This window comes from Pseudomonas sp. ERMR1:02 (genome assembly GCF_002277815.1).
GTDB lineage: Bacteria > Pseudomonadota > Gammaproteobacteria > Pseudomonadales > Pseudomonadaceae > Aquipseudomonas.
Map to the genome: position 1 here is coordinate 1 of NZ_NKJI01000030.1, position 23,613 is coordinate 23,613.

At 60.6% G+C, this 23,613-nt stretch carries 15 protein-coding genes and 5 pseudogenes; 12 read left to right on the plus strand and 8 right to left on the minus strand.

The window, feature by feature from the left end:
* Positions 1-49 precede the first annotated feature (49 nt).
* Together CES87_RS30125 and CES87_RS30130 are read left to right on the plus strand one after the other, a co-directional pair.
* Positions 50-643: pseudogene (locus tag CES87_RS30125) on the plus strand (DUF6338 family protein).
* A 158-nt stretch (positions 644-801) separates the two neighbouring features.
* Positions 802-2,614: pseudogene (locus CES87_RS30130) on the plus strand (ABC transporter ATP-binding protein).
* Between the two features lie 3 nt (positions 2,615-2,617).
* Here the strand turns inward: CES87_RS30130 and CES87_RS30135 are convergent.
* Together CES87_RS30135 and CES87_RS30140 are read right to left on the minus strand one after the other, a co-directional pair.
* Complete coding sequence (locus CES87_RS30135) at positions 2,618-3,571, minus strand: alpha/beta hydrolase (protein ID WP_128608978.1); 954 nt, start codon at positions 3,569-3,571, stop codon at positions 2,618-2,620.
* 183 nt (positions 3,572-3,754) lie between these two features.
* Positions 3,755-4,753 (minus strand): NAD(P)H-quinone oxidoreductase, encoded by a 999-nt coding sequence (locus tag CES87_RS30140; protein WP_128608979.1) that lies wholly within the window; start codon positions 4,751-4,753, stop codon positions 3,755-3,757.
* 232 nt (positions 4,754-4,985) lie between these two features.
* Between CES87_RS30140 and CES87_RS30145 the strand changes: the two are divergent.
* Positions 4,986-5,857, plus strand: a pseudogene (locus CES87_RS30145) (LysR family transcriptional regulator).
* 101 nt (positions 5,858-5,958) lie between these two features.
* On the opposite strand, the gene CES87_RS30155 reads toward CES87_RS30145, so the two are convergent.
* Positions 5,959-6,681, minus strand: a complete 723-nt coding sequence (locus tag CES87_RS30155; protein WP_128608980.1) for a pirin family protein — start codon at positions 6,679-6,681, stop codon at positions 5,959-5,961.
* Positions 6,682-7,001: 320 nt separating this feature from the next.
* On the opposite strand from CES87_RS30155, the pseudogene CES87_RS30160 reads away from it, so the two are divergent.
* Positions 7,002-7,951: pseudogene (locus CES87_RS30160) on the plus strand (GlxA family transcriptional regulator).
* A 160-nt stretch (positions 7,952-8,111) separates the two neighbouring features.
* Positions 8,112-9,487: pseudogene (locus CES87_RS30165) on the plus strand (winged helix-turn-helix domain-containing protein); the annotation flags it as partial.
* Between the two features lie 125 nt (positions 9,488-9,612).
* Here CES87_RS30165 and CES87_RS30170 read toward each other — a convergent pair.
* Entirely contained in the window at positions 9,613-12,417 is a 2,805-nt protein-coding gene (locus tag CES87_RS30170; protein ID WP_128608983.1) for a winged helix-turn-helix domain-containing protein, read from the minus strand.
* Positions 12,418-12,790: 373 nt separating this feature from the next.
* Here CES87_RS30170 and CES87_RS30175 point away from each other — a divergent pair, with 373 nt between their 5' ends.
* On the plus strand, positions 12,791-13,366 hold the full coding sequence (locus CES87_RS30175; RefSeq protein WP_128608985.1) for a flavodoxin family protein: 576 nt from the start codon (positions 12,791-12,793) through the stop codon (positions 13,364-13,366).
* A 46-nt stretch (positions 13,367-13,412) separates the two neighbouring features.
* A complete protein-coding gene (locus CES87_RS30180; protein ID WP_128608987.1) occupies positions 13,413-14,237 on the plus strand; it encodes an alpha/beta fold hydrolase in 825 nt (274 codons plus the stop codon).
* 72 nt (positions 14,238-14,309) lie between these two features.
* On the opposite strand, the gene CES87_RS30185 is transcribed toward CES87_RS30180, so the two are convergent.
* A complete protein-coding gene (locus tag CES87_RS30185) occupies positions 14,310-14,726 on the minus strand; it encodes a helix-turn-helix domain-containing protein (RefSeq protein WP_128608989.1) in 417 nt (138 codons plus the stop codon).
* A 158-nt stretch (positions 14,727-14,884) separates the two neighbouring features.
* On the opposite strand from CES87_RS30185, the gene CES87_RS30190 reads away from it, so the two are divergent.
* The 5 genes from CES87_RS30190 to CES87_RS30225 all read left to right on the plus strand — a co-directional run bounded on the left by CES87_RS30190 (position 14,885) and on the right by CES87_RS30225 (position 21,078).
* Positions 14,885-15,802 (plus strand): LysR family transcriptional regulator, encoded by a 918-nt coding sequence (locus CES87_RS30190; protein ID WP_128608991.1) that lies wholly within the window; start codon positions 14,885-14,887, stop codon positions 15,800-15,802.
* A 1,020-nt stretch (positions 15,803-16,822) separates the two neighbouring features.
* Positions 16,823-17,434 (plus strand): antibiotic biosynthesis monooxygenase, encoded by a 612-nt coding sequence (locus CES87_RS30210; protein ID WP_128608997.1) that lies wholly within the window; start codon positions 16,823-16,825, stop codon positions 17,432-17,434.
* Positions 17,431-19,269 (plus strand): amidohydrolase, encoded by a 1,839-nt coding sequence (locus CES87_RS30215; RefSeq protein WP_128608999.1) that lies wholly within the window; start codon positions 17,431-17,433, stop codon positions 19,267-19,269. The genes CES87_RS30210 and CES87_RS30215 overlap by 4 nt, the downstream gene beginning before the upstream one ends.
* A gap of 83 nt (positions 19,270-19,352) precedes the next feature.
* Positions 19,353-19,979, plus strand: coding sequence for an isochorismate family cysteine hydrolase YcaC (ycaC, locus tag CES87_RS30220; RefSeq protein ID WP_128609001.1), 627 nt, complete (start codon positions 19,353-19,355; stop codon positions 19,977-19,979).
* A 202-nt stretch (positions 19,980-20,181) separates the two neighbouring features.
* Entirely contained in the window at positions 20,182-21,078 is an 897-nt protein-coding gene (locus CES87_RS30225; protein ID WP_128609003.1) for a LysR family transcriptional regulator, read from the plus strand.
* 120 nt (positions 21,079-21,198) lie between these two features.
* Here CES87_RS30225 and CES87_RS33835 read toward each other — a convergent pair whose 3' ends face one another.
* The 3 genes from CES87_RS33835 to gspG form a co-directional block, all read right to left on the minus strand.
* The gene (locus tag CES87_RS33835) at positions 21,199-21,729 is read right to left on the minus strand and encodes a hypothetical protein (protein ID WP_256591146.1); all 531 of its coding nucleotides are present in this window, start codon (positions 21,727-21,729) and stop codon (positions 21,199-21,201) included.
* Positions 21,730-21,865: 136 nt separating this feature from the next.
* Positions 21,866-23,053: a type II secretion system F family protein gene (locus CES87_RS30235; RefSeq protein WP_128609007.1), complete on the minus strand. Its 1,188-nt coding sequence runs from the start codon at positions 23,051-23,053 to the stop codon at positions 21,866-21,868.
* Positions 23,054-23,067: 14 nt separating this feature from the next.
* Complete coding sequence (gspG, locus tag CES87_RS30240) at positions 23,068-23,517, minus strand: type II secretion system major pseudopilin GspG (RefSeq protein ID WP_128609009.1); 450 nt, start codon at positions 23,515-23,517, stop codon at positions 23,068-23,070.
* Between the last annotated feature and the right edge of the window lie 96 nt (positions 23,518-23,613).

Sequence of the window (23,613 nt, forward strand, 5' to 3'; positions counted from 1 at the left end):
TGAGGTATTTCTTGTCAGGATCGGAGCTTTCAATGGATTGAAAACTTGCATGGATGATTTGATCAAGGAAGTGATTCCGCTACTCCAGTATTTGATTCCGGGATTTTTAGCCGCCTGGATCTTTTATTCACTGACAGCCTTCAAGCGGCCAGACACCTTTGGACAAATAGTCAGGCGCTGATTTTCACTTTTGTATCCAGTCGCTTGTTGTTGGTTTGGGAGCGTTGCTGTTGGTTACAGGAGAGCGCTTTTTTTCAGTCGGGTTGTGGGACAGAAGTCAGAGACCTTGTGGTCAGCGGTGATTGCAGTGCTGATGGGGTTTATTTCCTGCCACATTGCCAGTAGCGACAAGCTTCATGCTCTCCTGCGCAAGCTGAACATAACCCGGCAATCTTCATATCCTTGCGAGTGGTACAGTGCTTTTTCAACTCGGCAAAGACATGTCGTGCTGCACTTGGTCGATGGTAAACGCCTGTTTGGCTGGCCGATAGAATGGCCGGCGGAGCCTGCAAGAGGGCAGTTCGTTCTCGAGCACCCTCACTGGATTGAAGATGCAGACCAGAGATTTCACACCGGGGCCGAAGTGATTGTTATCGATGTTTCAAAAGTGCAATGGGTCGAATTCCTGAAAACAATAGGGTGATCAAATGACAAGCAGAGCACCGCAAGAAATGCGCCTGAAGTGCGGCGGCTAATGGAGGACTGGATTAACGGCGGTCTCCTCCCCGGGGTTGGTGATTCCACTCGGCCCTCCACCTTCAAGAAAGAGTCTGAGGGACCGCGTCGGCGCAACAGATAAATATGCCCGCGGTCCTTACCCGTTTCTCCTCATTGCTCGACCAGGCCCGACGCGCCTTGCTGCTGGTCTGGGGCACCTCCCGCGGCCTGTTCCTTGGCCTGGTGCTGGCAACGCTGATCGCCGGGATGCTACCGGCGTTGGCGGCGTGGTTGGGACAGCGCATTGTCGATGCGGTGGTGTATGCCATGCAGTTGCATGCGCAGCAGGGCAGTGCGCCGTTATGGCCAGTGCTGCGTTATGTGCTGTTCGAGGCGGGCGTGCTGGCTTTGCTGTCTGCCACCCAGCGTGCACTGTCGGTCCAGCAGTCGTTGTTGCGCGTGCAGTTGGGGCAGAGGTCAACACGATGATTCTGGAAAAGGCCCAGACGCTGTCGCTGGTGCAGTTCGAGAATTCCGAGTTTTACGACAAGTTGGTGCGGGTACGGCGTGAAGCCTCGACCCGGCCGTTGGCGCTGGTAATGAAGTCGCTGGGGCTGATCCAGAACCTGATCATGTTGACCAGCTTTGGTGTGTTGCTGGTGCATTTTTCGCCTTGGGCACTGGTGCTGTTGGTGGTCGGGGCGTTGCCGGTGTTTTTTGCCGAGGCGCATTTTTCCGGGGATGCTTTCCGCTTGTTCACTCGCCGTGCACCGGAGAGTCGACAGCAGACTTACATCGAGACGCTGCTGTCCCACGAGGCCTACATCAAGGAGGTCAAGCTGTTCGGTTTCGCGCCTCTGCTGTTGCAGCGGTATCGCGATACGTTCGCCCGCCTCTATGCCGAGGACCGGCGATTGACCTTGCGCCGCGATGGCTGGGGATTTGTCCTCGGTCTGCTCGGCACCACAGCGTTTTATCTGGCTTATGCTGGGTAGTGGTCGATGCGGTGCACGGCAACATTACACTCGGCCAGATGACCATGTATCTGGTGCTGTTCAAGCAGGGGCAGTCAGCGGTGAGTAGCAGCTTGAGCGCCATCAGCGGCCTTTACGAAGATGGCCTCTACCTGTCCAGTCTCTATGAGTACCTGGCTGAGCCCGTGGTAATCGACACCGCAAACCTCACCATGGGCGCGGTGCCCGGCGACGGTTTACGTTTCGAGAGCGTCGGTTTCCGTTATCCGGGCGCCAGTCGTGCTGCGGTGGAAGGTGTCAGCTTTCATCTTGCACCGGGGCACAGCATGGCGCTGGTGGGGGAGAACGGTTCGGGCAAGACCACTCTGATCAAGTTGTTGACGCGTTTATACCGCCCCGATCAGGGACGGATTCTGCTGGACGGCAGCGACTTGCAGGCATGGCAGGAAGACGCGTTGCGACGTCGCATCGGGGTGATTTTTCAGGATTACATTCGTTACCAGTTCTCCGTCGGCGAGAACATCGGTGTGGGCGACACTTTGGCGTTCAACGATCAACAGCGTTGGCAGGAGGCCGCGGCAGAGGGCATGGCCGCGCCTTTTATCGAGCGTCTGGATCGCGGGTATGCCACGCAACTGGGGCGATGGTTTGCCGGTGGGCAGGAGCTGTCCGGTGGGCAGTGGCAGAAGATCGCATTGTCCCGTGCCTATATGCGCCGCAACGCCGATATCCTGATTCTGGACGAGCCGACCTCGGCGCTTGATCCGGCGGCGGAAGCGGCGGTGTTCGAGCATTTCAGCCAGAACACTCAAGATCGCATGACTCTGCTGATTTCCCACCGTTTTTCCAGTGTGCGTAACGCCGATCACATCATCGTGCTGGATCAGGGCAGGGTTCTGGAACGCGGCGATCACGACAGCCTGGTCGAGGCGGGTGGGCGTTATGCGCAATTGTTCGATTTGCAGGCGCGGGGGTATCGATAACCCTCAGGAGTCCTGCGCGCCTGGTGAAACCGTCGGACCGGCGATCTGTGGTTTTGCCTTCATCAAACCGTCGAGTGCCTGGCGATACTGGTTGCCACCCAGGCTCATGCTGTTGTTGTGCGTCCCGCCGGGGATCAGTAGCAGGCGCTTGGGTTGATTGGCGGCATTGAACAACTGCTGACTGAAGCGCGATGGCATGAACGGGTCGGCCAGCCCATGGACCACCAGCAGCGGCATGTCGATGTCGACGATCTTGTCGATGGAGTCGAATTTCTGCGACAGCAGCCAGCGCACCGGCAGCCAATTGACGGGCAGGTTGTTGCCGGCCACTTCCGCCACGGCATCGCCCAGCGAGGTGAAGGTGGACTCGATCACCAGACCGCGCACGGGCACGGCGACATGCGCCTTTTTCGCCTGTGCGGCCAGGTCCGCCGCGAGGTCGATGGCCACCGCGCCGCCCAGGGAGTGGCCGTAGATCAGGCGCTTGCTGGCGTCCGGTTGCATCGCCGTGAAGCGCTCCCAGGCGGCTCGGGCGTCTTCGTACACGCTGGCTTCCGACGGCAGATCGCCTTTGCTCTGGCCAAATCCGCGGTAGTCGATCGCCAGCACCGAATAGCCCATGGCGCGCAATTGCTCGATGCGAAAGGCTTGGCCGGTGAGGTTCCAGCGCACACCGTGCAGATAGAGGATCGATGGTGCGTCGCGACGCGCGGCGGGCCACCACCAGGCATGTAGATTTTGCCCTGCCTTGAAATTGGCGGGCTTGATGTCGAATTCCTGAACATCCTGCGGCAAGCCGCGATACCAGCCTGCCGTACCCGGTTCAATGCGGAACAGCAACTCGCGCTCTTTATACCTGAGCGCGCCACAACTCACCGGCAGGCCAACGACCAGCGCAGCCATGCACAGCAGCGCCAGCCAGCGTCGGTGCAGACGGGTGAGAAGGGTAGAGGGCATCGGGTGGTTTACCGGGAAAGACATGAAGTCCGCGTTTTAACAGATGCGTGCGTGGGATGGGAATAATTGCGACAGCCGTTCACCGGCCTTCTGTAGGAGCGAGCCTGCTCGCGATGGCGTGTCAGTCGACATCAATGTGGCTGATACACCATCGCGAGCAGGCTCGCTCCTACAGGGGGTGGATCACTCCACCCGCAACACAATCTTGCCAACGTGATCGCCCGCTTCCATTCGCGCATGGGCCTGCGAGGCTTCTTCGAGCGTGTAGACCTGATCGATCATCGGCAGGCAACGACCGGCCGCCAGCACCGGCCAGACGTGTTCGCGCAATTGTTGTGCGATCACGGCTTTTTCTTCCAGGGTGCGTGAACGTAACAGCGAACCAGTGACTATGGCGCGTTTGGCCATGATCGCCGGCAGGTCGACATCCTTGGCGATCGCGCCGCCGAGGAAGCCGAGCATCACCAGCCGACCTTCGAGCGCCAGAGCCGCGACGTTACCGTTCAAATACGAGCCTCCCATGATGTCGAGCACCACATCGACACCGCGGCCCGCGGTTTTTTCGGTGATGACCTGAGCGAAATCCTGATCGCGGTAGTTGATCGCTTCGGCACCCAGTTGGCGAATCACCGCACACTTTTCTTCACTGCCGGCCGTGGCGAAGGCCTCGATGCCAAATTCACGGCAGAGCATCAGCGCGGTGGTGCCGATGCCGCTGGTGCCGCCGTGAATCAATGCGCGTTTGCCTTGGCGGGCGCCGCCCATCTCGAACAGGTTGGCCCACACGGTGAAGAACGTTTCCGGAACCGCCGCCGCCTGTTCCCAGTTCAGGCCTTCGGGGACCGGCAGTGTCTGGCTGGCTGGCACCGCGCAATATTGCGCATAACCGCCGCCATTGGTCAGTGCACAAACCTTGTCGCCAATGCAGAAGTCGCCGACACCTGCGCCGACGGCGACCACTTCACCCGCCACTTCCAGCCCGGGGATCGGGCTCATGCCGGGTTTCATCGGGTATTTGCCGGCGCGTTGAATCACATCGGGGCGATTGACCCCGGCGGCGTGTACGCGGATCAGTACTTCACCGGCGCCAGCCGTAGGCACGGGCGCCTGGCGCGGTTGCAGGACTTCAGGGCCACCGGGTTGGGTGATTTCGATGAGCGTCATGGTTTGTGGCCGCTTCATGTTGGATACCTTTAAGGAATGGATTCAGATCAAAACTGTGGGAGCGAGCTTGCTCGCGATGACGGCAGCGCATTCGACATCGATTCGCCTGATACACCTCCATCGCGAGCAAGCGCACCGCCAGCACCAGGCGTAAGTGTTCTCTGGTGTCCAGCATAACGAGGTTTTTCGATGCAATAATGCTGCGATTTCACGTGCCAGTGATGCATATGTGCATCGCTAAGGAGGAGCCATGAATTGGGATGACGCGCGGGTATTTCTCGCGGTCTGCCGCGAGTCGACACTGCGGGGTGCGGCACGGGTGCTGGGCGTGGATCAGGCCACGGTCGGCCGACGGATCACGGCGCTGGAAAAGTCATTGAGCGCGACGCTGTTTCTGCGCACCTCCGAAGGCTATGCGCTGACCGCCGTGGGTGAAGCGGCGATGCGCGCCGTGGAAAAGATGGAGCATTCGGCGCTGGAGCTGGAGCGGCGGATTCAGGGCCTCGACGATCGGTTGACCGGCATCGTGCGGGTCACCACCACCGACTCCCTGGCTATCGACTTCCTGATTCCGGCCATTGCCCGTTTGCATCAGCGACACCCCGATGTGCGGGTGCAACTGGACGCCTCGACACAATTCCTCAGCCTGGCCAAACGCGAGGCCGATATCGCCGTGCGCAATACCCGGCCGGACAACCCGGACCTGATCGCCAGGCGAATCGCCCGTTGGCCAGTAGGCCTGTTTGCCTCGCAAGCGTATGTGGATGCCCACGGCGTGCCGGAGCCGGGATCGGCGTTCGAGGGGCATGATCTGGTGGTGTATCAACCGTATTTGCAGGGCACCAAGGACATGACACTGGTCAGTGAACCACTGGGACGCGGGCGGATAGTCTCAAGCCTGAGCTCCAGCCTGCTGGTGCGCCGATCCATCGCGGCGGGGCTCGGAATTGGGGAATGTCAGTGTACATGGGACAGAAGGACGGACTGGTCAGGCTGTGGCCGGAACGTACCCGACCGCTGCCCTACGACGTGTGGCTGGTGACCCATGCCGACCTGCGGCACACCGCCAGGGTGCGGGCGGTAATCGATGAAATTGTCGAGGAGTTTTCCGAGGCCCTGTAGGAGCGAGCTCGCTCGCGATGGATTCAGAAACGCCGCGTGTAACCAGAAAGCACGCATTATCGTTAACGACCATCGCGAGCGAGCTCGCTCCTACAGAAGAATCAAGGCATTTCCGGCAATTCCTGCGGGCGCAGATCGAACACCAGCACTTCAGCATCCACACCATTGCTCAAAGTCAGCAACTGTTCTTCGCGAACCCGCACACCGTCACCTTCCTGCAAGCGCATGCCATTGAGTTCGACACTGCCCCGCGCCACATGCACGTAGGCGTAGCGATTGGCGGCCAATTCCAGGGTGGCGCTCTCCTGGCCGTCGATCAGGCCGGCATATACTCGCGCATCCTGGCGCACCTTCAGCGAACCCTTGGCCCCGTCGGGGGAGATGATCAGTTGCAGGCGGCCGCGTTTCTTTTGCGGGCTGAAGTGTTCTTGTTGATAGCGCGGTTTGGCGCCACTGACTTCAGGCACGATCCAGATTTGCAGGAAGTGCACCGGGCGCTTGTCCGAGTGGTTGTATTCACTGTGCGCCACGCCGCTGCCGGCACTCATCAACTGTACATCGCCGGGACGGATCACCGAACCGGTGCCCAAGGTGTCCTTGTGTTCCAGCGCGCCGTCGAGCACGTAGGAGAAAATCTCCATGTCGCGGTGCGGGTGCTGGCCGAAACCTTTGCCGGCTGCCACACGGTCATCGTTGATCACCAGCAGATCTGAAAAGCCTTGTTCTTTCGGGTTACGGTAGTTGGCGAAGGAGAAGGTGTGGAACGACTTCAACCAGCCGTGGTTGGCCATGCCGCGATCAGAAGCTTTGCGAAGGGTCAGCATGATGAAATCTCCTGTGGGGACGTGAATTCGTCCGAGTGAGGAGAAGGTTAATGGTTACTGATTGGTTCAATAAGTAGCTGAAAATTGAAATACTGTCTCCTTCAGGTTGACAGTTATTTGCAGACGACGCTGGCTACACACTTCGCCATAATGCATAGCATCGCCGTACACATAACCCCTGTAGGAGCGAGCCTGCTCGCGATGAACCCTGACCACCGTGGGGTTTCAGACAGCCAGCGTTTTCGTTGGCGACCATCGCGAGCAGGCTCGCTCCTACAGGGGCCGGTGACTTTTCTTAAGACCTAAGTGATATCCAACCCATGAAAACCGTGGCAATGGTGCTGTTCCCAACTTTCTCCTGCTCGACATGGCCGGGCCCATGGAGGTGTTCTCCATTGCCAATCGCTATCTCAAGCCTGACGACCACTATGTACTGACGACCATCGGTACCGAGCCCGGTGCACTGCGGGCGTCTAACGGCGTGAACGTGCATGCCGATATGCATATCGATCAGGCCTGCGGCGGCTTTGATTTGTTGTTGGTACCCGGCGGGCCCGGTGCCTACAACGAAAAACACCCGCCGTTGCTCGACTGGCTTAAGCACAACGTCAGTCAATCCAGGGCTTATGGTTCGATCTGCACCGGTGCATTCGTATTGGGGCATGCCGGTTTGATTGACGGCTACCGCGTGACCACCCACTGGCACTACACCGAACGCTTGATCAAGGCTTTCCCCCGGACCATCGTCGAAACCGACCGCATTTACGTTCAGGACCGCCACCTCATCACGTCCGGCGGCGTAACCGCCGGCATTGACCTGGCGCTTGCGGTGGTTGCCGACGACCATGGCAAGAAAGTCGCACAGGACGTGGCCAAGGTGTTGCTGGTGGTAATGAAACGCCAGGGCGGCCAGGCGCAGTTCAGCCCGTTGATGGCGGCGGTAGCGCCCCATGAAACGGCGATCACCCGGGTGCAGAATCATGTACTCGAACATCTGGACGAAACCTTCAGCATCGAACGCATGGCCGGTCTGGCGACCATGAGTGCGCGCCACTTCGCCAGGGTCTTCGCCCGTGAGGTGGGCATGACGCCCATGGAGTTCCTGCAAAGTGCGCGTATCGATTGCGCCCGCAACCTGCTGGAAACCACCGACTTGCCGCTCAAGACCGTGGCCTTCAAAAGCGGCTTCGGCAGCGTGCGCCACATGCGTTTCCTGTTCAGTGAAAAACTCGGCCTGACGCCGAGCCAGTACCGCGAGCAATTCAGCTAACGCCCTTGGCCGTTGTGCGCACCGTAATGGCCGTGACGCTCCCCCGTGGTGGTTGTACCGTCACTTAGGCCTGCCAAGATAGCCATGAACTCATTGCAAGGAAGGTACGGGAGCCTGGATGGACTCGCGTGCCGAGCAGGCTCCCGGCGGGTGAAGGTCTATGAATAGCCTGAGAGACATACACAGCGACACGGTGCTGCGATTCGGCCCCTACGCATTCCACCTCAATCAGCGACTGGTCCTGGAAGGCGATCAACCGCTGCGTCTGGGCGGGCGGGCCCTGGATATTTGCAGGTGCTGGTCGAGCGCGCGGGCTCGGTGGTCAGCAAGGACGAAATCATCGCTCAGGTGTGGCCGCGGTCGGTGGTCGAGGAAATCAATCTGCGGGTGCACATTGCCGCGCTGCGTCGGGCCTTTCGCGACGGGCAGGACGGCCGCTGCTTCATCGTCAACATTCCCCAGCGCGGTTACAGCTTTGTCGCGCCGGTTCAGCAAGTATCGGAGCCCACGCCGATCTCATTCGAAAGTTTGCACAAGCCCCAACACAACTTGCCTGCACGGCTGACGCCGGTCACTGGCCGCGATGCGGTGGTGGGCGGTCTGGTGCGGCAATTGCCGGTGCGACGCTTCATGACCCTGGTCGGGCCGTGCGGTATCGGCAAGACCACCGTTGCCCTGCGGGTCGCCGAACTGTTGTTGCAGCATTATCGCGACGGTGTATGGCTGGTGGATCTGGCGATAATCGATGACCCGGCGCAAGTGGTCGATCACCTGACGCGCACCCTGGAACTGGATGTCGGCACCCACCTGGAGGCGTTGGGGCAATGGCATGCGCTGGTGGTCCTCGATAACTGCGAACACTTGCTCGAACGTTGCCGGACCCTGGTTGAAACGCTGCTGGCGTCGGCGCCGCGCCTGTCGATTCTGGTCACCAGTCGAGAGCCGTTGCTGGCAACCGGCGAAACACTGCTGCCGTTGCCGCCGCTGGTGGTGCCGCCGGCGTCGGCTTTGTGCAGTATTGATGAATTCATGGGGTATTCGGCGGTGCAGCTGTTCGTCAGCTGTGCGCGCGCCCGTCAGCAAGGGTTTGCCCTGCGTGAACAGGACCTCCAGGCCGTGCGTGAAATCTGTCGGCGGCTCGATGGTTTGCCCTTGGCGATAGAGCTGGCGGCGGCGCAGATCGATGCGCTGGCGCTGGTGGGTCTGCAAGCGCAACTGGATAACTGCTTTCAATTGCTGACCCAGGGGCGGCGCACCGCAGTCCCAAGGCACCAAACCCTCAAGGCCGCGCTGGACTGGAGCTACGAACGGCTGAGCCCGGCGGAGCAAACCGTGTTGCAGTGCCTGGCAGTATTCAAGTCGGCATTCACCCTGGACGCAGCGAAGGGCGTGGTCAGTTGCGCCACGCTGTTGCCCGCCAGCCTGACCAGGGTGCTGGAAAGTCTGGCACTCAAATCGCTGCTGTCGCAGGAGCAGATCAACGGCGTAACCCGTTATCGCCTCCTCAACACCACCCGCGGCTATGCCCTGGAAAAACAAAAAATGTAGGAGCGAGCCTGCTCGCGATGGTCGTTAACGATGACGCGTGATTTCTGGTTTTACGCGGCGACCTCTAGCCCATCGCGAGCAGGCTCGCTCCTACACAGGACCACGTTTGGGCATCAAATCCGAACGTTGTCCTGCAACTCGCCGAGTAAGCGGCGCACGGCGATCAGATCCGGTGTGGCATGACCTTCGGTGAAGCGCTGGTAGATCGGCGTCAACAGCTCATGGGCTTGGCGGTAGCGACCCTGACGCTGCCAAAGCCGCGCCAGCGAGGTGGCGCTGCGCAGTTCCCAGGCCAGTGCGCCCTGGGATTTCGCAACGTTGAGCGCCTTGATCAGCACGGTTTCAGCGGTGCAGTTTTTCACCGGGCAATCGGCCGTCAGCAGCGCATCGGCCCGGGCCCGTAGAATCTCCGCAGTGCTCCAGCCTGCCGCGCCGCTGTCGGCGCGCGCAAGCAAGTCGTCATCGACGAAAGCGCTGTCCAGCGTGACCATTATCTCCTTGATCAAGCCGACGCCCGGACGCCGTGATGTCTGTGCATCGGCACTGTCGATGACTTGCGCATAGTGTTGCGCCCAAGTGTAGAACAGCAGCACTGAATGTTTCTGCGCCTGTTCCAGCAGCAGGCGCAGCAGTTCGCGGGCGGTGCCGGTGTCGCCGTTGTAGTGGGCGATCAGGCAACCCGAGAGGGCCAGGGTGTAGCAGATGGACGTGCCGTGATTGATCTGCAGGGCAATGTCCAGCGCCTGTCGGGCCGTGCGCCAGGCCTGTTCCGGTTGACCCTGCAACCAGAGGATGCGCGCCAGGATCGTCAAGGCGGCGACGCTCTGGTCGTACTGCACGCCGAAACCATGGGTGAAGCGGTTAAGGTGGCCGCTGTGGGCCATGCGCTGGATCACCTCATCGGCATTCACCCGCGCCCGTGCCTGATCCCCGGCAAAGTGCAGCGCCAACACCCGCAAGCGATGCGTGCTGAGGGACAGCACGGGGTCACCGTGCAGACCCAACTGGTCGAATTGCTGGCTCTGCTCCAGAGCCATCTGATATTTGCCGCAAAGGAGGTTGACTGCCAGATACCCGGAAACGGCTCGAAGTTCTCCGACCACGTCATTGCAATGTCTGGCCAGGGTTCGGGCGGTGACGAAAGCGCCGATGGCTTCAGCGGTTGCGCCCTGAACGTGGTAACAGGCGCTGCCGAGAGCCAGCTTCAGGGTCATTTTCAAATGCGCGCAGGGCTCGGGCGCGGCATCGAGCAATGCCAGGGCCTTGCGCACATAACCGCCGTGCTCCTTGAGCAGTGACAGTTCTTGCCAGAGTGGCGTCGACGCCGCCGTTAAGCGGATCGCCAGCGTCTTCGGGCCCTGTGCATTCAGGCCCCAATCGAGGGCCGCGCGGATGTCTTCCAGGCTGCGGGCATATCGCTCGATCCACAACACTGTCGGAATCTGTTCCCATTCTTTCTGCGCCTGTTGCATCAAGGCCAGGCAGCGCTCGGCGTGACGTTCCCGGGTGTCGGGCAGCTCGGCGGTCTGTTCGAGTTTTTCCAGGGCATAGTGGCGGGTGGTGTCGAGAAGGCGGTAGAACACTTCTTCATCGCCGACATCCACGCTCAGCAGGGACTTGGCCACCAGTTGCATGATCGAGCCAAACACCTCGCGGTGTTCGATGTGTTCGCCAGCGATCACCGCCGCTGCCGACTCAAGCGTAAAGCTGCCGCGGAAGACGCCCAGTCGACGCAGGCAAGTCTGTTCGCAGGCGCTGAGCAGTTTGAAGCTCCAGTCCAGCGTCGCGCGCAGGGTCTGATGCCGGCCCAGGGTCGACTGGCTGCTGTGGGTCAGCAGGCGAAAACTGTCTTGCAGTTGCGCGAGCAAACCGTCGAGACCAAGGCTGGTGACTTGCGCCGCCGCCAGTTCCAGGGCCAGTGGAATGCCGTCGAGGCGTCGGCAGATGTCGATCAACAGCGGCAACTCGGCATCGCTCAGCTCGAAGCTGTCGTGGCTGGCCATGGCCCGCTCGACGAACAATTGCAGCGCGGAAAAGCTCAGGGCCTGGGCGCGGTCCAGCACGGCGATGGGTGGAGGGCAGTCCAGGGATTCCAGGCGCTGGACGAATTCGCCCTCGGACCGCAGGCTTTCGCGGCTGGTGGCCAGAATGTGCACCTGCGGCGCGCCACGCAGCAGGGTTTCACAGAGCAGGGCCACGCTGTCGAGCAGGTGCTCGCAGTTATCGATGACCAGCAGCATCTGCCGCTCGCGCAGGAACAGGGCGAGGCTATTCAGCGGTTCGGCGTCGTGCAGGGACACCTCCAGCAGCGTGGCCAGATGACCGGTGATCATCAACGGGTCGTTGATTGGCGCCAGGTCCAGCAAGCGAATGCCGTCGCGATATTGACCGATAAGATGTTCGGCGACGCGCAGGGCCACGGTGGTCTTGCCGATGCCACCGGGGCCGACCAGGGTGATGAAGCGCTGGCGCGGCAGTTGTGCTACCAGGTTGTCGACCAGTGTTTGACGACCGATCAGGCGAGTGCGGCGCAGGGGCAGATTGTGCCGACTCGATTCAGCGGGACCGCGTTGTGGGCGTTGCTCGACGTGCTCCAGGGCAATGGGCGCGACGAAGCTGTAGCCGCGCTGCGCCACGGTGATGATGTAGCGCTGGCCGGCCTGACCGTCGCCGAGGGCCTTGCGCAGGGCCGCCATGTGCACCCGCAGGTTGATCTCTTCCACCACGCTGTTGGGCCAGACTTCGGCAATCAGTTGTTGCTTGCTGACCACGTTCCCGGCGTGTTCCAGCAGGATCAACAGGATGTCCATGGCCCGTCGGCCCAGGCGCAGGGGCTCGTCGGCCTCCATCACCAGGCGTTGTCCGGGGTAGATCCTGTAAGGGCCGAAATGCACAGCCTGTTCGAGGGAAAGGGTCAACGGGTCACTCCTGTCTGCAGCCGTCTAATTCGCGGTTTCCGAGCATATTCCTCAGGTTTTTTCATCTGCGCAATGCGTCACTTGACTGACTTCGGGTGTTCGCTTCGCCTGCCGGTTGCCCGGTACTGATAGTAGCTCCGTATATATTGGGCACGGTGGCTATGACGGGGCGTCAGTGCTTTAGGCGCGTCATGAAAAATTAACAACGTTTAACTCGTCCTACGCCCGCTCTACGCCCAAAACTCGTTCTTTGTAGGAGCGATGCTTGCTCGCGAAGGTGTGTCAGGCGACATCAATGTGACTGACACACCTTCGCGAGCAAGCATCGCTCCTACAGGTACAGAGGGATTTAACTCATCACAAGGACACCGTAATGAGCAACGTGGTGGTGGTCTATCACAGTGGCTACGGGCATACCCGCGTCATCGCCGAAGCCGTGGCCAAGGGTGTTGAACGCCATCCGGGCAGCACCTGCCGCCTGATTTCCGTTGAAGAGGTGGACGAACACTGGGACCACCTGCACCACGCCGACGCGATTATTTTCGGCGCCCCGACCTACATGGGCAGCGCCTCGGCCGCCTTCAAGGGTTTCATGGAAGCTACGGCAGCGTTCTACCTGGCGCAACCGTGGCGCGACAAACTGGCGGCCGGCTTCACCAATTCCGGCTGCCTGTGTGGCGACAAGCTCAACACCTTGCTGCAGATGGCAGTCTTCGCTGCCCAGCATTCGATGATCTGGGTCGGCCTCGATTTATTGCCGGCGCGTTCCGGTACGGGCGTGTTCGATGGGCAACTCAATCGCCTCGGCAGCTCGCTGGGCGCCATGGCCCAGTCAAATGTCGAACAGTCCCCAGACCTTGCACCGCCCGCCGAAGACCGCTGCACTGCCGCGCATCTGGGTGAGCGGGTAGCGCGGCTGGCCGAGCGCATGGGCCGCGCATCTGATTGATTCAACTCAACCCAACCAACCACACCCCACGTTAAGGAGCACTCCCATGAGCACGTTCACCACCCGCGACGGCACCGAGATTTACTACAAGGACTGGGGCAGCGGTCAGCCCATCGTATTCAGTCACGGTTGGCCGCTGAATGCCGACAGTTGGGAATCGCAGATGATTTTCCTCGCTTCCAAAGGCTACCGGGTCATCGCCCACGATCGTCGGGGCCACGGCCGCTCCAGCCAACCGTGGACCGGCAATGACATGGACACCTACGCCGATGACCTGGCGCAATTGATCGAGTTGCTCGACCTCAAAGACGCCGTGCTGTTTGGCTTCTCAACCGGTGGCGGCGAAGTGGCACGCTACATCGGTCGCCATGGCACCGACCGCGTAGCCAAGGCCGGGCTGATTTCCTCGGTACCGCCGCTGATGCTCAAGACCCAAGCCAACCCCGGCGGCCTGCCCATCGAAGTGTTCGACGGCATTCGCCAGGCCTCGCTGGTGGATCGCTCGCAGTTGTACAAGGACCTCGCCAGCGGTCCGTTCTTTGGCTTCAACAAACCCGACGCCAAACCTTCGCAGGGCATGATCGACTGGTTCTGGATGCAAGGCATGACTTCCGGCCACAAGAACGCCTACGACTGCATCAAGGCGTTCTCGGAAACCGACTTCACTGAAGACCTGAAGAAGTTCGACGTGCCCACGCTGGTGGTGCATGGCGATGCGGACCAGGTGGTGCCGATCGAAGCGGCGGGTATCGCTTCGGCAGCATTGGTGAAAGGTTCTACCCTCAAAGTCTACCCCGGTGCGCCCCATGGCTTGACTGATACCCACAAGGATCAGCTCAACGCCGATCTGCTGGCGTTCCTCAAGGGTTGACACAATACCTGTAGGAGCCCGGCTTGCCGGCGATGGCGTCCATGAAATCGCCTTCGCCGGCAAGCCGGGCTCCTACAGGGTGGCGTGGTGTATGGAACGTACGGTCCGGCAACGCCAGGCGAACGGATTGATGCCTTCGCTGCGGGTAAACATGTGGCAGAAGTGCGCCTGATCGCAGAAGCCGCATTCCAGGCTGATTTGCGTGAGACTCAGGTCCGTGTGCTGGATCAGCAGCTTGGCCCGGGCGATGCGTTGCTGGCGAATCCAGTCCTGGGGCGATAAACCGGTGCTGCATTTGAAGGCGCGGGAGAAATGACTGCGCGACAGCGAACAGGCTCGGGCCAGTTCGGTCACTTCCAGGGTTTCGCCGAGGCGCTCGAGGATCAGTTGTTTCACCAGCCGTTCGCGTTGCGCACTGAGGCCGCCGGCGGTTTTCTTTTGCGTTTGCGTGACTGTCGCGCGGGCGGCGTTTTGCTGGAAGGGAGCCATGGCGAATGTCCGTGTCGGTAGGACTCATTCTTGAACCCCAGGGCTCTGGCTTGCGAGTTAAACGTTGTTAATTACACGTTCATTGCGCGAAGTCTTGAGCAAAGTCAGACACAATCGTCACTCCTGCGTCTGGCTCAATACACAAGGAACCCGTGCCTATGAACCGAAACGATCTGCGTCGCGTCGACATGAACCTGCTGGTGATTTTCGAAGCGCTGATGTTCGAAAAAAACCTGACCCGCGTTGCGGAAAAACTGTTCATGGGCCAGCCGGCGGTGAGTGCTGCCCTGGGCCGGTTACGCGATCTGTTCGATGATCCATTGCTGTTGCGCAACGGTCGCGGCATGGAGCCGACGGGGCGGGCGCTGGCGATTCTCAAGGAGCTGCAACCGGCGATGGACACCATCTCCGGCGCGGTCAGTCGGGCCAAGGAGTTCGATCCGACAACCAGTTGCGATGTGTTTCGCATCGGGCTGTCGGACGATGCCGAGTTCGGTTTGTTTCCGCCGTTGTTGCGCCAGTTGCAGGAAGAGGCACCGGGGATCGTGGTCGTGGTGCGCCGCGCCAATTACCTGTTGATGCCGGCATTGTTGGCTTCCGGGGAAATCTCCGTGGGCGTGAGCTACACCACGGACCTGCCGGCCAATGCCAAGCGCAAGACACTGCGCGACATCCCCTGCAAGGTGTTGCGCGGCGACACCCGGCCAGGGCCGCTGACCCTCGACGAATACTGCGCGCGGCCCCATGCGATGGTGTCGTTTTCCGGTGACCTGAGCGGCAACATCGACCTGGATCTGGCCAAGGTCGGGCGGTGTCGTAAGGTGGTGCTCGGCGTGCCGCAATTCAGTGGCTTGCGCGCGTTGCTGGCCGGAACCGAGATGATTGCCACCGTGCCGGATTATGCGGCTTGTGCATTGGTGGAGGGGTGTGGCTTGCGTGCCGAGGATCCGCCCTTTGCGATTGAGGCGGCGCAATTGTCGATGGCCTGGAGCGGGGTGCATGACAACGATCCGGCGGAGCGCTGGTTGCGTTCGCGCATCAGTCAGTTCATGTCGGCACCGTTGGAGATTGCCTGAATCTCACGGTTGTCCCCGATCAAACTGTAGGAGCTGGCTTGCCAGCGAAGGCTGCGTGTCAGGCGCCGTATTTTTTTGGTGTACATATCCATTCCTGCGGTAACGGCCGCTATCGGTTTCGCTTTTACAGCGAGTCACTTGGAAAAGCCCCAAGTAACCAAGGGCTCTTGCCCCTGTCGTTCGGTGCCTCGCTGTGGCTCGGCATGCCCTCGCTCCGGTCCTGCTCCGTGGGCCCGCCGCGATGGGCCATCCTTGGCCCAGCGCGGGTAAACCGGCATCCATGCCGGTTTACCCACTGCGCAGAACCTCCACTCGGCCTCTCGATGGCGCAAGAAAATCAAAAGCCAGATCAAAAGCGATGCGGCCTGACAGCCGACCTGATTTCGCGGATGTATTCGTACCCCTGTAGGAGCGAGCCTGCTCGCGAAAAACGTCCAGACAACGCGATCATTCAGACAGGGCGCATTTTCGTTGACGTCCATCGCGAGCAGGCTCGCTCCCACAGGGGATCACAGGCAAGTCAAAAATCAGGTCGGCTGTCAGGCCGCCTCGCGCGCTTTTGATTTAGGCGCCCCGTTAAACCACGATGGCCGAACGCAGGCATTGCTCCGTGGGTAAACCGGCAGGACGCCGGTTTAGCCGCGCTGGGCCAGGGATGGCCCATCGCGGCGACCCACGGAGCAATGCCGGAGTGAGGGCATGCCGAGCCGAAGCGAGGCACCGAGTGGTGGGGCAAAGCCTTTTGGTTCCTTTTCGGCGTTTGGAAAGGGACTCGCCGTAAGGGCGAAACCATAAGCCGCCGTTACCGCAGGAATGGATATGCACACCATCAAAAAACCCATCGCCTGACACGCAGCCTTCGCGAGCAAGCCCGCTCCCACAGGGGATTTGTATGGGCCTGAAGATCTTCGTGCCCTCCCAAAAAGAGCACGTACATCCAATTTTTTCCTTCCCCGTCCCCGCACTATCCAATCCAGTCTTTACTTCATTCTCTACCCAGTCTCGCCGGAGCCCTTCGCCATGCCTGAAGTCCATACCCAGAGCACGCAAGCGCCGGGGTTCGATGAAATCGTGACACTGATCGTCAAGCATCGGATCAAGGCCGGTTTTGAAGCACCCTATGAAGCCTGGTTGCGACGCATCGTCGGCATTGCCGCTAAGAGCGAAGGGCATTTGGGCGTCGACGTGATTCGCGGCAAGCAGGCTGGCCTGCAGATGTTTACCTGCGTGCTGCGCTTTTGCACCACCGAGGCCATGCAGCGCTGGCTCGATTCGCCGCAGCGCCAGGCGTTGGTTGATGAAGCCGTGCCGATGCTGGCGGACGGCGACCAGACCGAGGTCAATCCGGTCAACGAGTTCTGGTTCGCACCGCAGGCTGATGCAGCTTCGCCGCCGCCGCGCTGGAAGCAGGCCGTGGTGACATTGCTGGTGATTTTGCCGCACACCTTGCTGGTGCCGCTGATCTGGGGGCCGCTGTTGCAGCTCAACGCGTTGCTCTCCAACTACGTGGTCGCGACCTTCCTGATCACCCTGACCATCGTGCTGTCGGTGGTCTACGTCTTCATGCCGATGGCGACACGCTTGTTCGCGCCCTGGCTTTCCCCTTCCACTCAGTCCAAGGAAACGCGATGAACGCCGATCTGATTTTGTTCAATGGTCAGTTTCATACCGTTGACCGCGAAAAACCGCGCGCCAGCGCCGTGGCCATCCGCGATGGTCGCTTCGTTGCGGTCGGTAACGATGCCGAGGCCATGGCATTACGCGGCTCGGGCACTCAGGTGATCGACCTCAAGGGCCGTTGCGTGATTCCCGGCCTCAACGACTCGCACTTGCACCTGATCCGCGGCGGTTTGAATTACAACCTCGAACTGCGTTGGGAAGGTGTGCCGTCGCTGGCCGATGCGCTGCGCATGCTCAAGGAACAGGCTGATCGCACGCCGACGCCGCAATGGGTGCGGGTGGTGGGGGGCTGGAACGAATTCCAGTTCGCCGAAAAACGCATGCCGACCCTCGAAGAACTCAATCAGGCCGCACCTGACACCCCGGTGTTCGTTCTGCATCTGTACGACCGCGCGCTGCTCAACCGTGCCGCGTTACGCGTGGCCGGTTATACCCGCGACACGCCAAACCCGCCGGGTGGCGAGATCGTCCGCGATGCCAATGGCAACCCCACGGGTATGCTGGTGGCGCGACCGAACGCGATGATTCTGTATTCGACGCTGGCCAAGGGGCCGAAGCTGCCGCTGGAATATCAGGTCAACTCGACCCGCCAGTTTATGCGCGAACTCAATCGCCTGGGCCTGACCAGCGCCATCGATGCCGGCGGTGGTTTTCAGAATTATCCGGACGATTACCAGGTGATCGAGCAGTTGGCGAAAGACCAGCAACTGACCATTCGCATCGCCTACAACCTGTTCACCCAGAAGCCCAAGGAAGAGCTGGCGGATTTCCAGAACTGGACCGGCAGCGTCAAGTTGCATCAGGGCGACGATTACCTGAGGCACAACGGCGCCGGGGAGATGCTGGTGTTCTCGGCGGCGGATTTCGAGGACTTCCTCGAGCCGCGCCCGGACCTGCCGCAAAGCATGGAAGACGAACTGGAGCCGGTGGTGCGCCATCTGGTCGAGCAGCGCTGGCCGTTCCGATTGCACGCTACGTACAACGAGTCCATCAGCCGCATGCTCGACGTGTTCGAGAAGGTCAACCGCGACATCCCGTTCAATGGCTTGCCGTGGTTTTTCGACCATGCCGAAACCATCACCCCGCAGAACATCGAGCGGGTGAGGGCGTTGGGTGGCGGCATTGCGATTCAGGATCGCATGGCGTTCCAGGGCGAGTACTTCGTCGAACGCTACGGCGCCAAGGCTGCCGAAGCCACGCCGCCGATCCAGCGCATGCTCGCTGAAGGCGTGCCGGTGGGTGCCGGCACCGATGCGACGCGGGTGTCGAGTTACAACCCGTGGACTTCGCTGTACTGGATGGTCAGCGGTCGCACCGTTGGTGGTCTGGCGCTGCACGCCGAAGGCCTGCCGCGACTGACCGCGCTGGAACTGTTCACCCACGGCAGCGCCTGGTTCTCGTCCGAGCAGGGCAAGAAAGGCCAGATCAAGGTCGGGCAACTGGCGGACGTGGCCGCATTGAGCGCGGACTTTTTCAGCGTCGACGAAGAAGCGATCAAGTGGATCGAGTCGGTGCTGACCGTGGTCGGCGGCAAGGTCGTGTACGCCGCGGGTGATTTCGAGAAGCTGGGCCCTGCCAGTGTTCCGGTGCTGCCGGACTGGTCGCCGGTGGTCAAGGTCCCGGGTCACTGGCGGGCGAATTCACCGATGCAAGCTATGGTTCACCAGTGCAGCGGGCCATGTGGGGTGCATTCCCACAGCCATGAACGGGCACGCCTGTCGAATGCGCCGGTCAGCGATTTCGCGGGTTTCTGGGGCGCCTTCGGCTGCTCGTGCTTTGCGTTCTGACGAATACCCAAAAGCGCCGGGGTCAATACCTTCAGTTGAGGGACCGGCGCAGCAAGTTAAAACCATCCACCAAGGAGTTTTTCATGAGCAACGTTCCGTACTCTCGCTTGAACAAAGACGACGCTGTTGTGCTGCTGGTCGATCACCAGACCGGCCTGATCTCGCTGGTGCAGGATTTCTCGCCCAACGAATTCAAGAACAACGTGCTGGCCCTGGGCGACATCGCCAAGTTCTTCAATTTGCCGACCATCCTCACCACCAGTTTCGACCAGGGCCCCAACGGTCCGATCGTACCGGAGCTCAAGGCGCAATTCCCCGACGCGCCGTTCATTGCCCGTCCGGGCCAGATCAACGCCTGGGACAACGAAGACTTCGTAAAAGCCGTCAAGGCCACCGGTCGCAAGCAACTGATCATCGCCGGTGTGGTGACCGACGTGTGCGTAGCGTTCCCGACCCTGTCGGCCATTGCCGAAGGTTTTGAAGTGTTCGTGGTGACCGACTCTTCCGGCACCTTCAACACCACCGTGCAGCAGGCGGCCTGGGCGCGCATGTCGGCCGCCGGTGCACATTTGCTGAACTGGTTCTCCGTGGCTTGCGAGCTGCAAGGCGACTGGCGCAACGACATGGAAGGCCTGGCCAACCTGCTGTCGAACCGCCTGCCGAACTACCGCAACCTGATCAACAGCTACACGACGTTTACTGCCAAGTAAGCGTTCTCTGGCAAGACGCATAACCTAATGTGGGAGCGGGCTTGCTCGCGAAGGCGATGGATCAGTCAACATCTATGTTGAATGTGCTGCCGTCTTCGCGAGCAAGCCCGCTCCCACATTGTTTTGTGTTATTCACTCGAACAGGGTGATGAAAAGGGTAAAAACAGCTATAGAGTGCCTGACTGTCAACCAAGGCATGACAATGAACCCGTTCGAAGATATGCGTCTTTTTTGCCAGGTCATGGACTCCGGCAGCTTCACGGCCGCCGCCGATCAACTGGGCCTGTCCAAGCAATTTGTCAGCCGACGCTTGATGCAGCTTGAAGAGCGCCTGGGCGTGCGGCTGCTCAATCGTTCGACCCGGCGCCTTGACGTTACGCCCCTGGGCCAGAGTTATTACGAATCGGCCCTGCGCCTGCTCAGCGAAGTCGAGCAAGTGGAGCAGGGTATCGCCGGGCAAACCACCGAGCCGCGCGGCACTATCCGCGTCAGCGCGCCGCTGTCGTTTGCACTGGCGCATCTGGGATGTCTGTTGCCGCAGTTCTTGGCGCTCTATCGTGACGTCACGGTGGAAGTGGATTTGAGCGATCGCCCGGTGGATTTGCTCGGTGAGGGTTACGACCTGGCCCTGCGCATCGGCATTCTCGAAGACTCGACGTTGATCGCCCGCCGCATCGCGTCCATCGAGCGCGTGTACTGCGCGAGCCCGGCTTACCTGGCCGAGCGTGGCACGCCGCTCAAACCGGAACACTTGCTCACCCATGACTGCCTGCCTTACGGCCACGGTCGTCAGGTGCAATGGCACTTTGCGGGGCAGGGCAAGCCGCTGGCCGTCAACGTCACGGGGCGGATGCGGGTCAACAATGGCGAGTTGCTCAAGGATGCGGCGATTGCCGGGATGGGGATTACTTACCTGCCGACTTTTATCGTCGGTTCGGCGCTGAAGGATGGGAGGCTGGTGCCGGTGCTGGATGAGTTTCGGCCGCAGGCGTTGACGCTGTCGGCTGTGTATCCGCAACACCGTCAGTCATCGCGACCGGTGCAGGCGTTGATCGAATTTTTGCGCGAGCGATTGGACAGTTCACACGCCCCCCTGTAGGAGCTGAGCTTGCTCGCGATAGCGGTGGTTCATTCAACATTAACGTCGCCTGACACTCCGCCATCGCGAGCAAGCTCAGCTCCTACAGGAGGAGCGTTCTCTGTGTATGCATTGTGGGAGTCAGTTCACGCCTTTGTCATCACCAGGCTCACCAGCTGCATGCACTCCGCGATCGTCACCGACTTCGCCAGCGCGATGAACTCCATGGTCGTCAGCGACTTCACCGGCACGATGAACGCCGTGGTCATCGCCGATTTCACCCGCACGATGAACGCCATGATCGTCACCCGGCTCGGCATGGGTGCTGCTGCGTCCGGAGTTTGAAGCTGTGTCGCCGGTGTGTCCCGGGCCATGGTCGCTGTCACTGTGATCACTGCCGGCGCTATCGCCACCGTGACCACTGCCGCTTCCACCGCCATTGCCGCTTCCACCCCCACTGCCGCCGCCGTTACCGCCGCCGCCGCCGCCGCCGCCGCCGCCACCGCCACCACCGCCACCGCCACCGCCGCCACCACCACCGCTGCCGCCGCCACCACCGCCTTCTTTCGCGTGGGCGCTCGACACGTCGGACAGGCTGTCCGGAATCAGAACGGTAGACGCCGACAAAACCGCGCCAATAGCTACAGCAAGTAAAAGCTTGTTGATGTGCATGTCGTTCTCCGTTTCTTTTTTCAAGTTGGAACGTTGATGAGCAATGCAACGTGCTGCCTGGTTCCTTTATTCACTCGGTTCCTTTATTCGGTAGGAACGTTGATAAACACTGCAACGCACTGATTTATTCAGTGGGTCAGTGAATGCTTGAGGCCAGCTCGAAAATCGGGATGTACATCAGGATCACGATCACCCCGATCAGCAGGCCAATGAAGGTCATGAGCAACGGTTCGAACAGCCGCACGAACCACTCGATCCAGCGGCTGATTTCTTCGTCGTAGAAGTCGGCGCTGCGCTCCATCATTTGCCCCAGGTTGCCGGACTGTTCGCCGGCGCGCAGCAGGCGCAGGGATACCGGGGTCACCAGGTGGTTGAGTTCCAGCGCGGTCGATAACGATTGCCCCTCGCGCACCCGCTCACAAGCCTGATCCAGGCGCGTGCGGGAAGCCACGGTCAGCAGATTACGAACCATGCCCATGGCGGTGACGAGGGGAATACCCCCTTGCAGCAGAATGCCCAGGGAACGGTAGAAACGCGCCAGTTCGTACATGAAGATGCGCTGATGCACGGCCGGGAGTTTCTCGATCACGCGATCCACGCCACGACGGAAGGATGGCTGTCGCTGGAGCAGGGTAATGGTGACGATGAAGGTCACGAAGGCGCCGAAGAATTCGGCCTGGTGGGCGTGCAGGAACATGCCGCTGCTCATCAGGATCTGCGACAGCCACGGCAGGTTAGACCCCAGCCCTTCAAACACCAGACTGAAGCGCGGCACTACATAGCCCATTAAAAACAAAACCACGCCACCGCCCACCACCAGCAACAACATGGGGTAGATCGAAGCGCTGACGATCTTCTGGCGAACCTCGTCCATGCGCTGGCGATAGCTGACATATCGGCCCAGGGCATCGCCCACGGCACCGGTCTTTTCACTGGACTGTACCAACGCAACGTACAGGGGTGGGAAAACAGCTGATAGCTGGCCCAATGCCTGAGAAAAAGATTTGCCTTCGTAAAGCAGGCGCACCAGCTCGTTCAAGGTTTTGCGGGCGTGTGGCGCGTTTTCCTTTTCCGCCAGGCTTTCCAGCGCATCGATCAACGGCAGCCCGGCATTGAGCAGCGTAGTCAGTTCCTGGCTGAACAAAACCAGGTTGAACGTCTCCCGCTGTTTGAGGCGCAACGCCCCCCAATGTCGCTCGGCGTGCAGGCTGACCACCCGCAGACCCTGGTCTTCGGCGATTCGTCGGGCTTCGCCATGGCCCGGCGCATCGACGGTCATGGATACCACACCGGCCTTGCCTACCGCTTTGAGGTGAAAACGCATGGTCGCCATCCCCGTCATTGCCAGCTGGTGATTTCGGCGTTTTCGCCTACGCCGCCGGGTTGGCCACTCTTGCCCATGGACAGCAGGTCGTACTCGCCGTTCTCACCGGGGCAACGGTAGGTGTAGTTCCGGCCCCACGGGTCCTGCGGCAGTTTTTTCTGCAAGTACGGGCCGGTCCAGTGGGGTTCGTCGCTGGGCGCGGTGATCAGCGCCTGCAAACCCTGTTCGGTCGTCGGGTAATGGCCGACCTCCAGCCGGTACAAGTCCAAGGCCTTGCCCAGGCCTTCTATCTGCGCCTTGGCCACCTTCACTTCGGAACGGCCCAGCTGCGCGAAATACTTCGGCGCGACGATGCCGGCCAACAGCCCCAGCACCACCAGCACCACCAACAGTTCAAGCAGGGTGAACCCGCGCTGGGTTCTGGGGAAAGAATCACGTGGGGCGCAATACAGTCGCTGTTTCATGATGACCTCACACAGTCGGCAGAAGGGTCGCAAGAAAGGCTTATGCAATTGCCATGCAAAGGACTGGTAAAGGTTGAGGCTTGCTTCTACACCCCC

Bases quoted from the DNA above. Each gene is read 5' to 3' on its own strand.
- CES87_RS30135 (WP_128608978.1), bottom strand. From the start codon at position 3,571: ATGCCCTCTACCCTTCTCACCCGTCTGCACCGACGCTGGCTGGCGCTG.
- CES87_RS30140 (WP_128608979.1), bottom strand. From the start codon at position 4,753: ATGAAGCGGCCACAAACCATGACGCTCATCGAAATCACCCAACCCGGT.
- CES87_RS30155 (WP_128608980.1), bottom strand. From the start codon at position 6,681: ATGCTGACCCTTCGCAAAGCTTCTGATCGCGGCATGGCCAACCACGGC.
- CES87_RS30175 (WP_128608985.1), top strand. From the start codon at position 12,791: ATGAGCAACGTGGTGGTGGTCTATCACAGTGGCTACGGGCATACCCGC.
- CES87_RS30180 (WP_128608987.1), top strand. From the start codon at position 13,413: ATGAGCACGTTCACCACCCGCGACGGCACCGAGATTTACTACAAGGAC.
- CES87_RS30185 (WP_128608989.1), bottom strand. From the start codon at position 14,726: ATGGCTCCCTTCCAGCAAAACGCCGCCCGCGCGACAGTCACGCAAACG.
- CES87_RS30190 (WP_128608991.1), top strand. From the start codon at position 14,885: ATGAACCGAAACGATCTGCGTCGCGTCGACATGAACCTGCTGGTGATT.
- CES87_RS30210 (WP_128608997.1), top strand. From the start codon at position 16,823: ATGCCTGAAGTCCATACCCAGAGCACGCAAGCGCCGGGGTTCGATGAA.
- CES87_RS30215 (WP_128608999.1), top strand. From the start codon at position 17,431: ATGAACGCCGATCTGATTTTGTTCAATGGTCAGTTTCATACCGTTGAC.
- ycaC (WP_128609001.1), top strand. From the start codon at position 19,353: ATGAGCAACGTTCCGTACTCTCGCTTGAACAAAGACGACGCTGTTGTG.
- CES87_RS30225 (WP_128609003.1), top strand. From the start codon at position 20,182: ATGAACCCGTTCGAAGATATGCGTCTTTTTTGCCAGGTCATGGACTCC.
- CES87_RS33835 (WP_256591146.1), bottom strand. From the start codon at position 21,729: ATGCACATCAACAAGCTTTTACTTGCTGTAGCTATTGGCGCGGTTTTG.
- CES87_RS30235 (WP_128609007.1), bottom strand. From the start codon at position 23,053: ATGCGTTTTCACCTCAAAGCGGTAGGCAAGGCCGGTGTGGTATCCATG.
- gspG (WP_128609009.1), bottom strand. From the start codon at position 23,517: ATGAAACAGCGACTGTATTGCGCCCCACGTGATTCTTTCCCCAGAACC.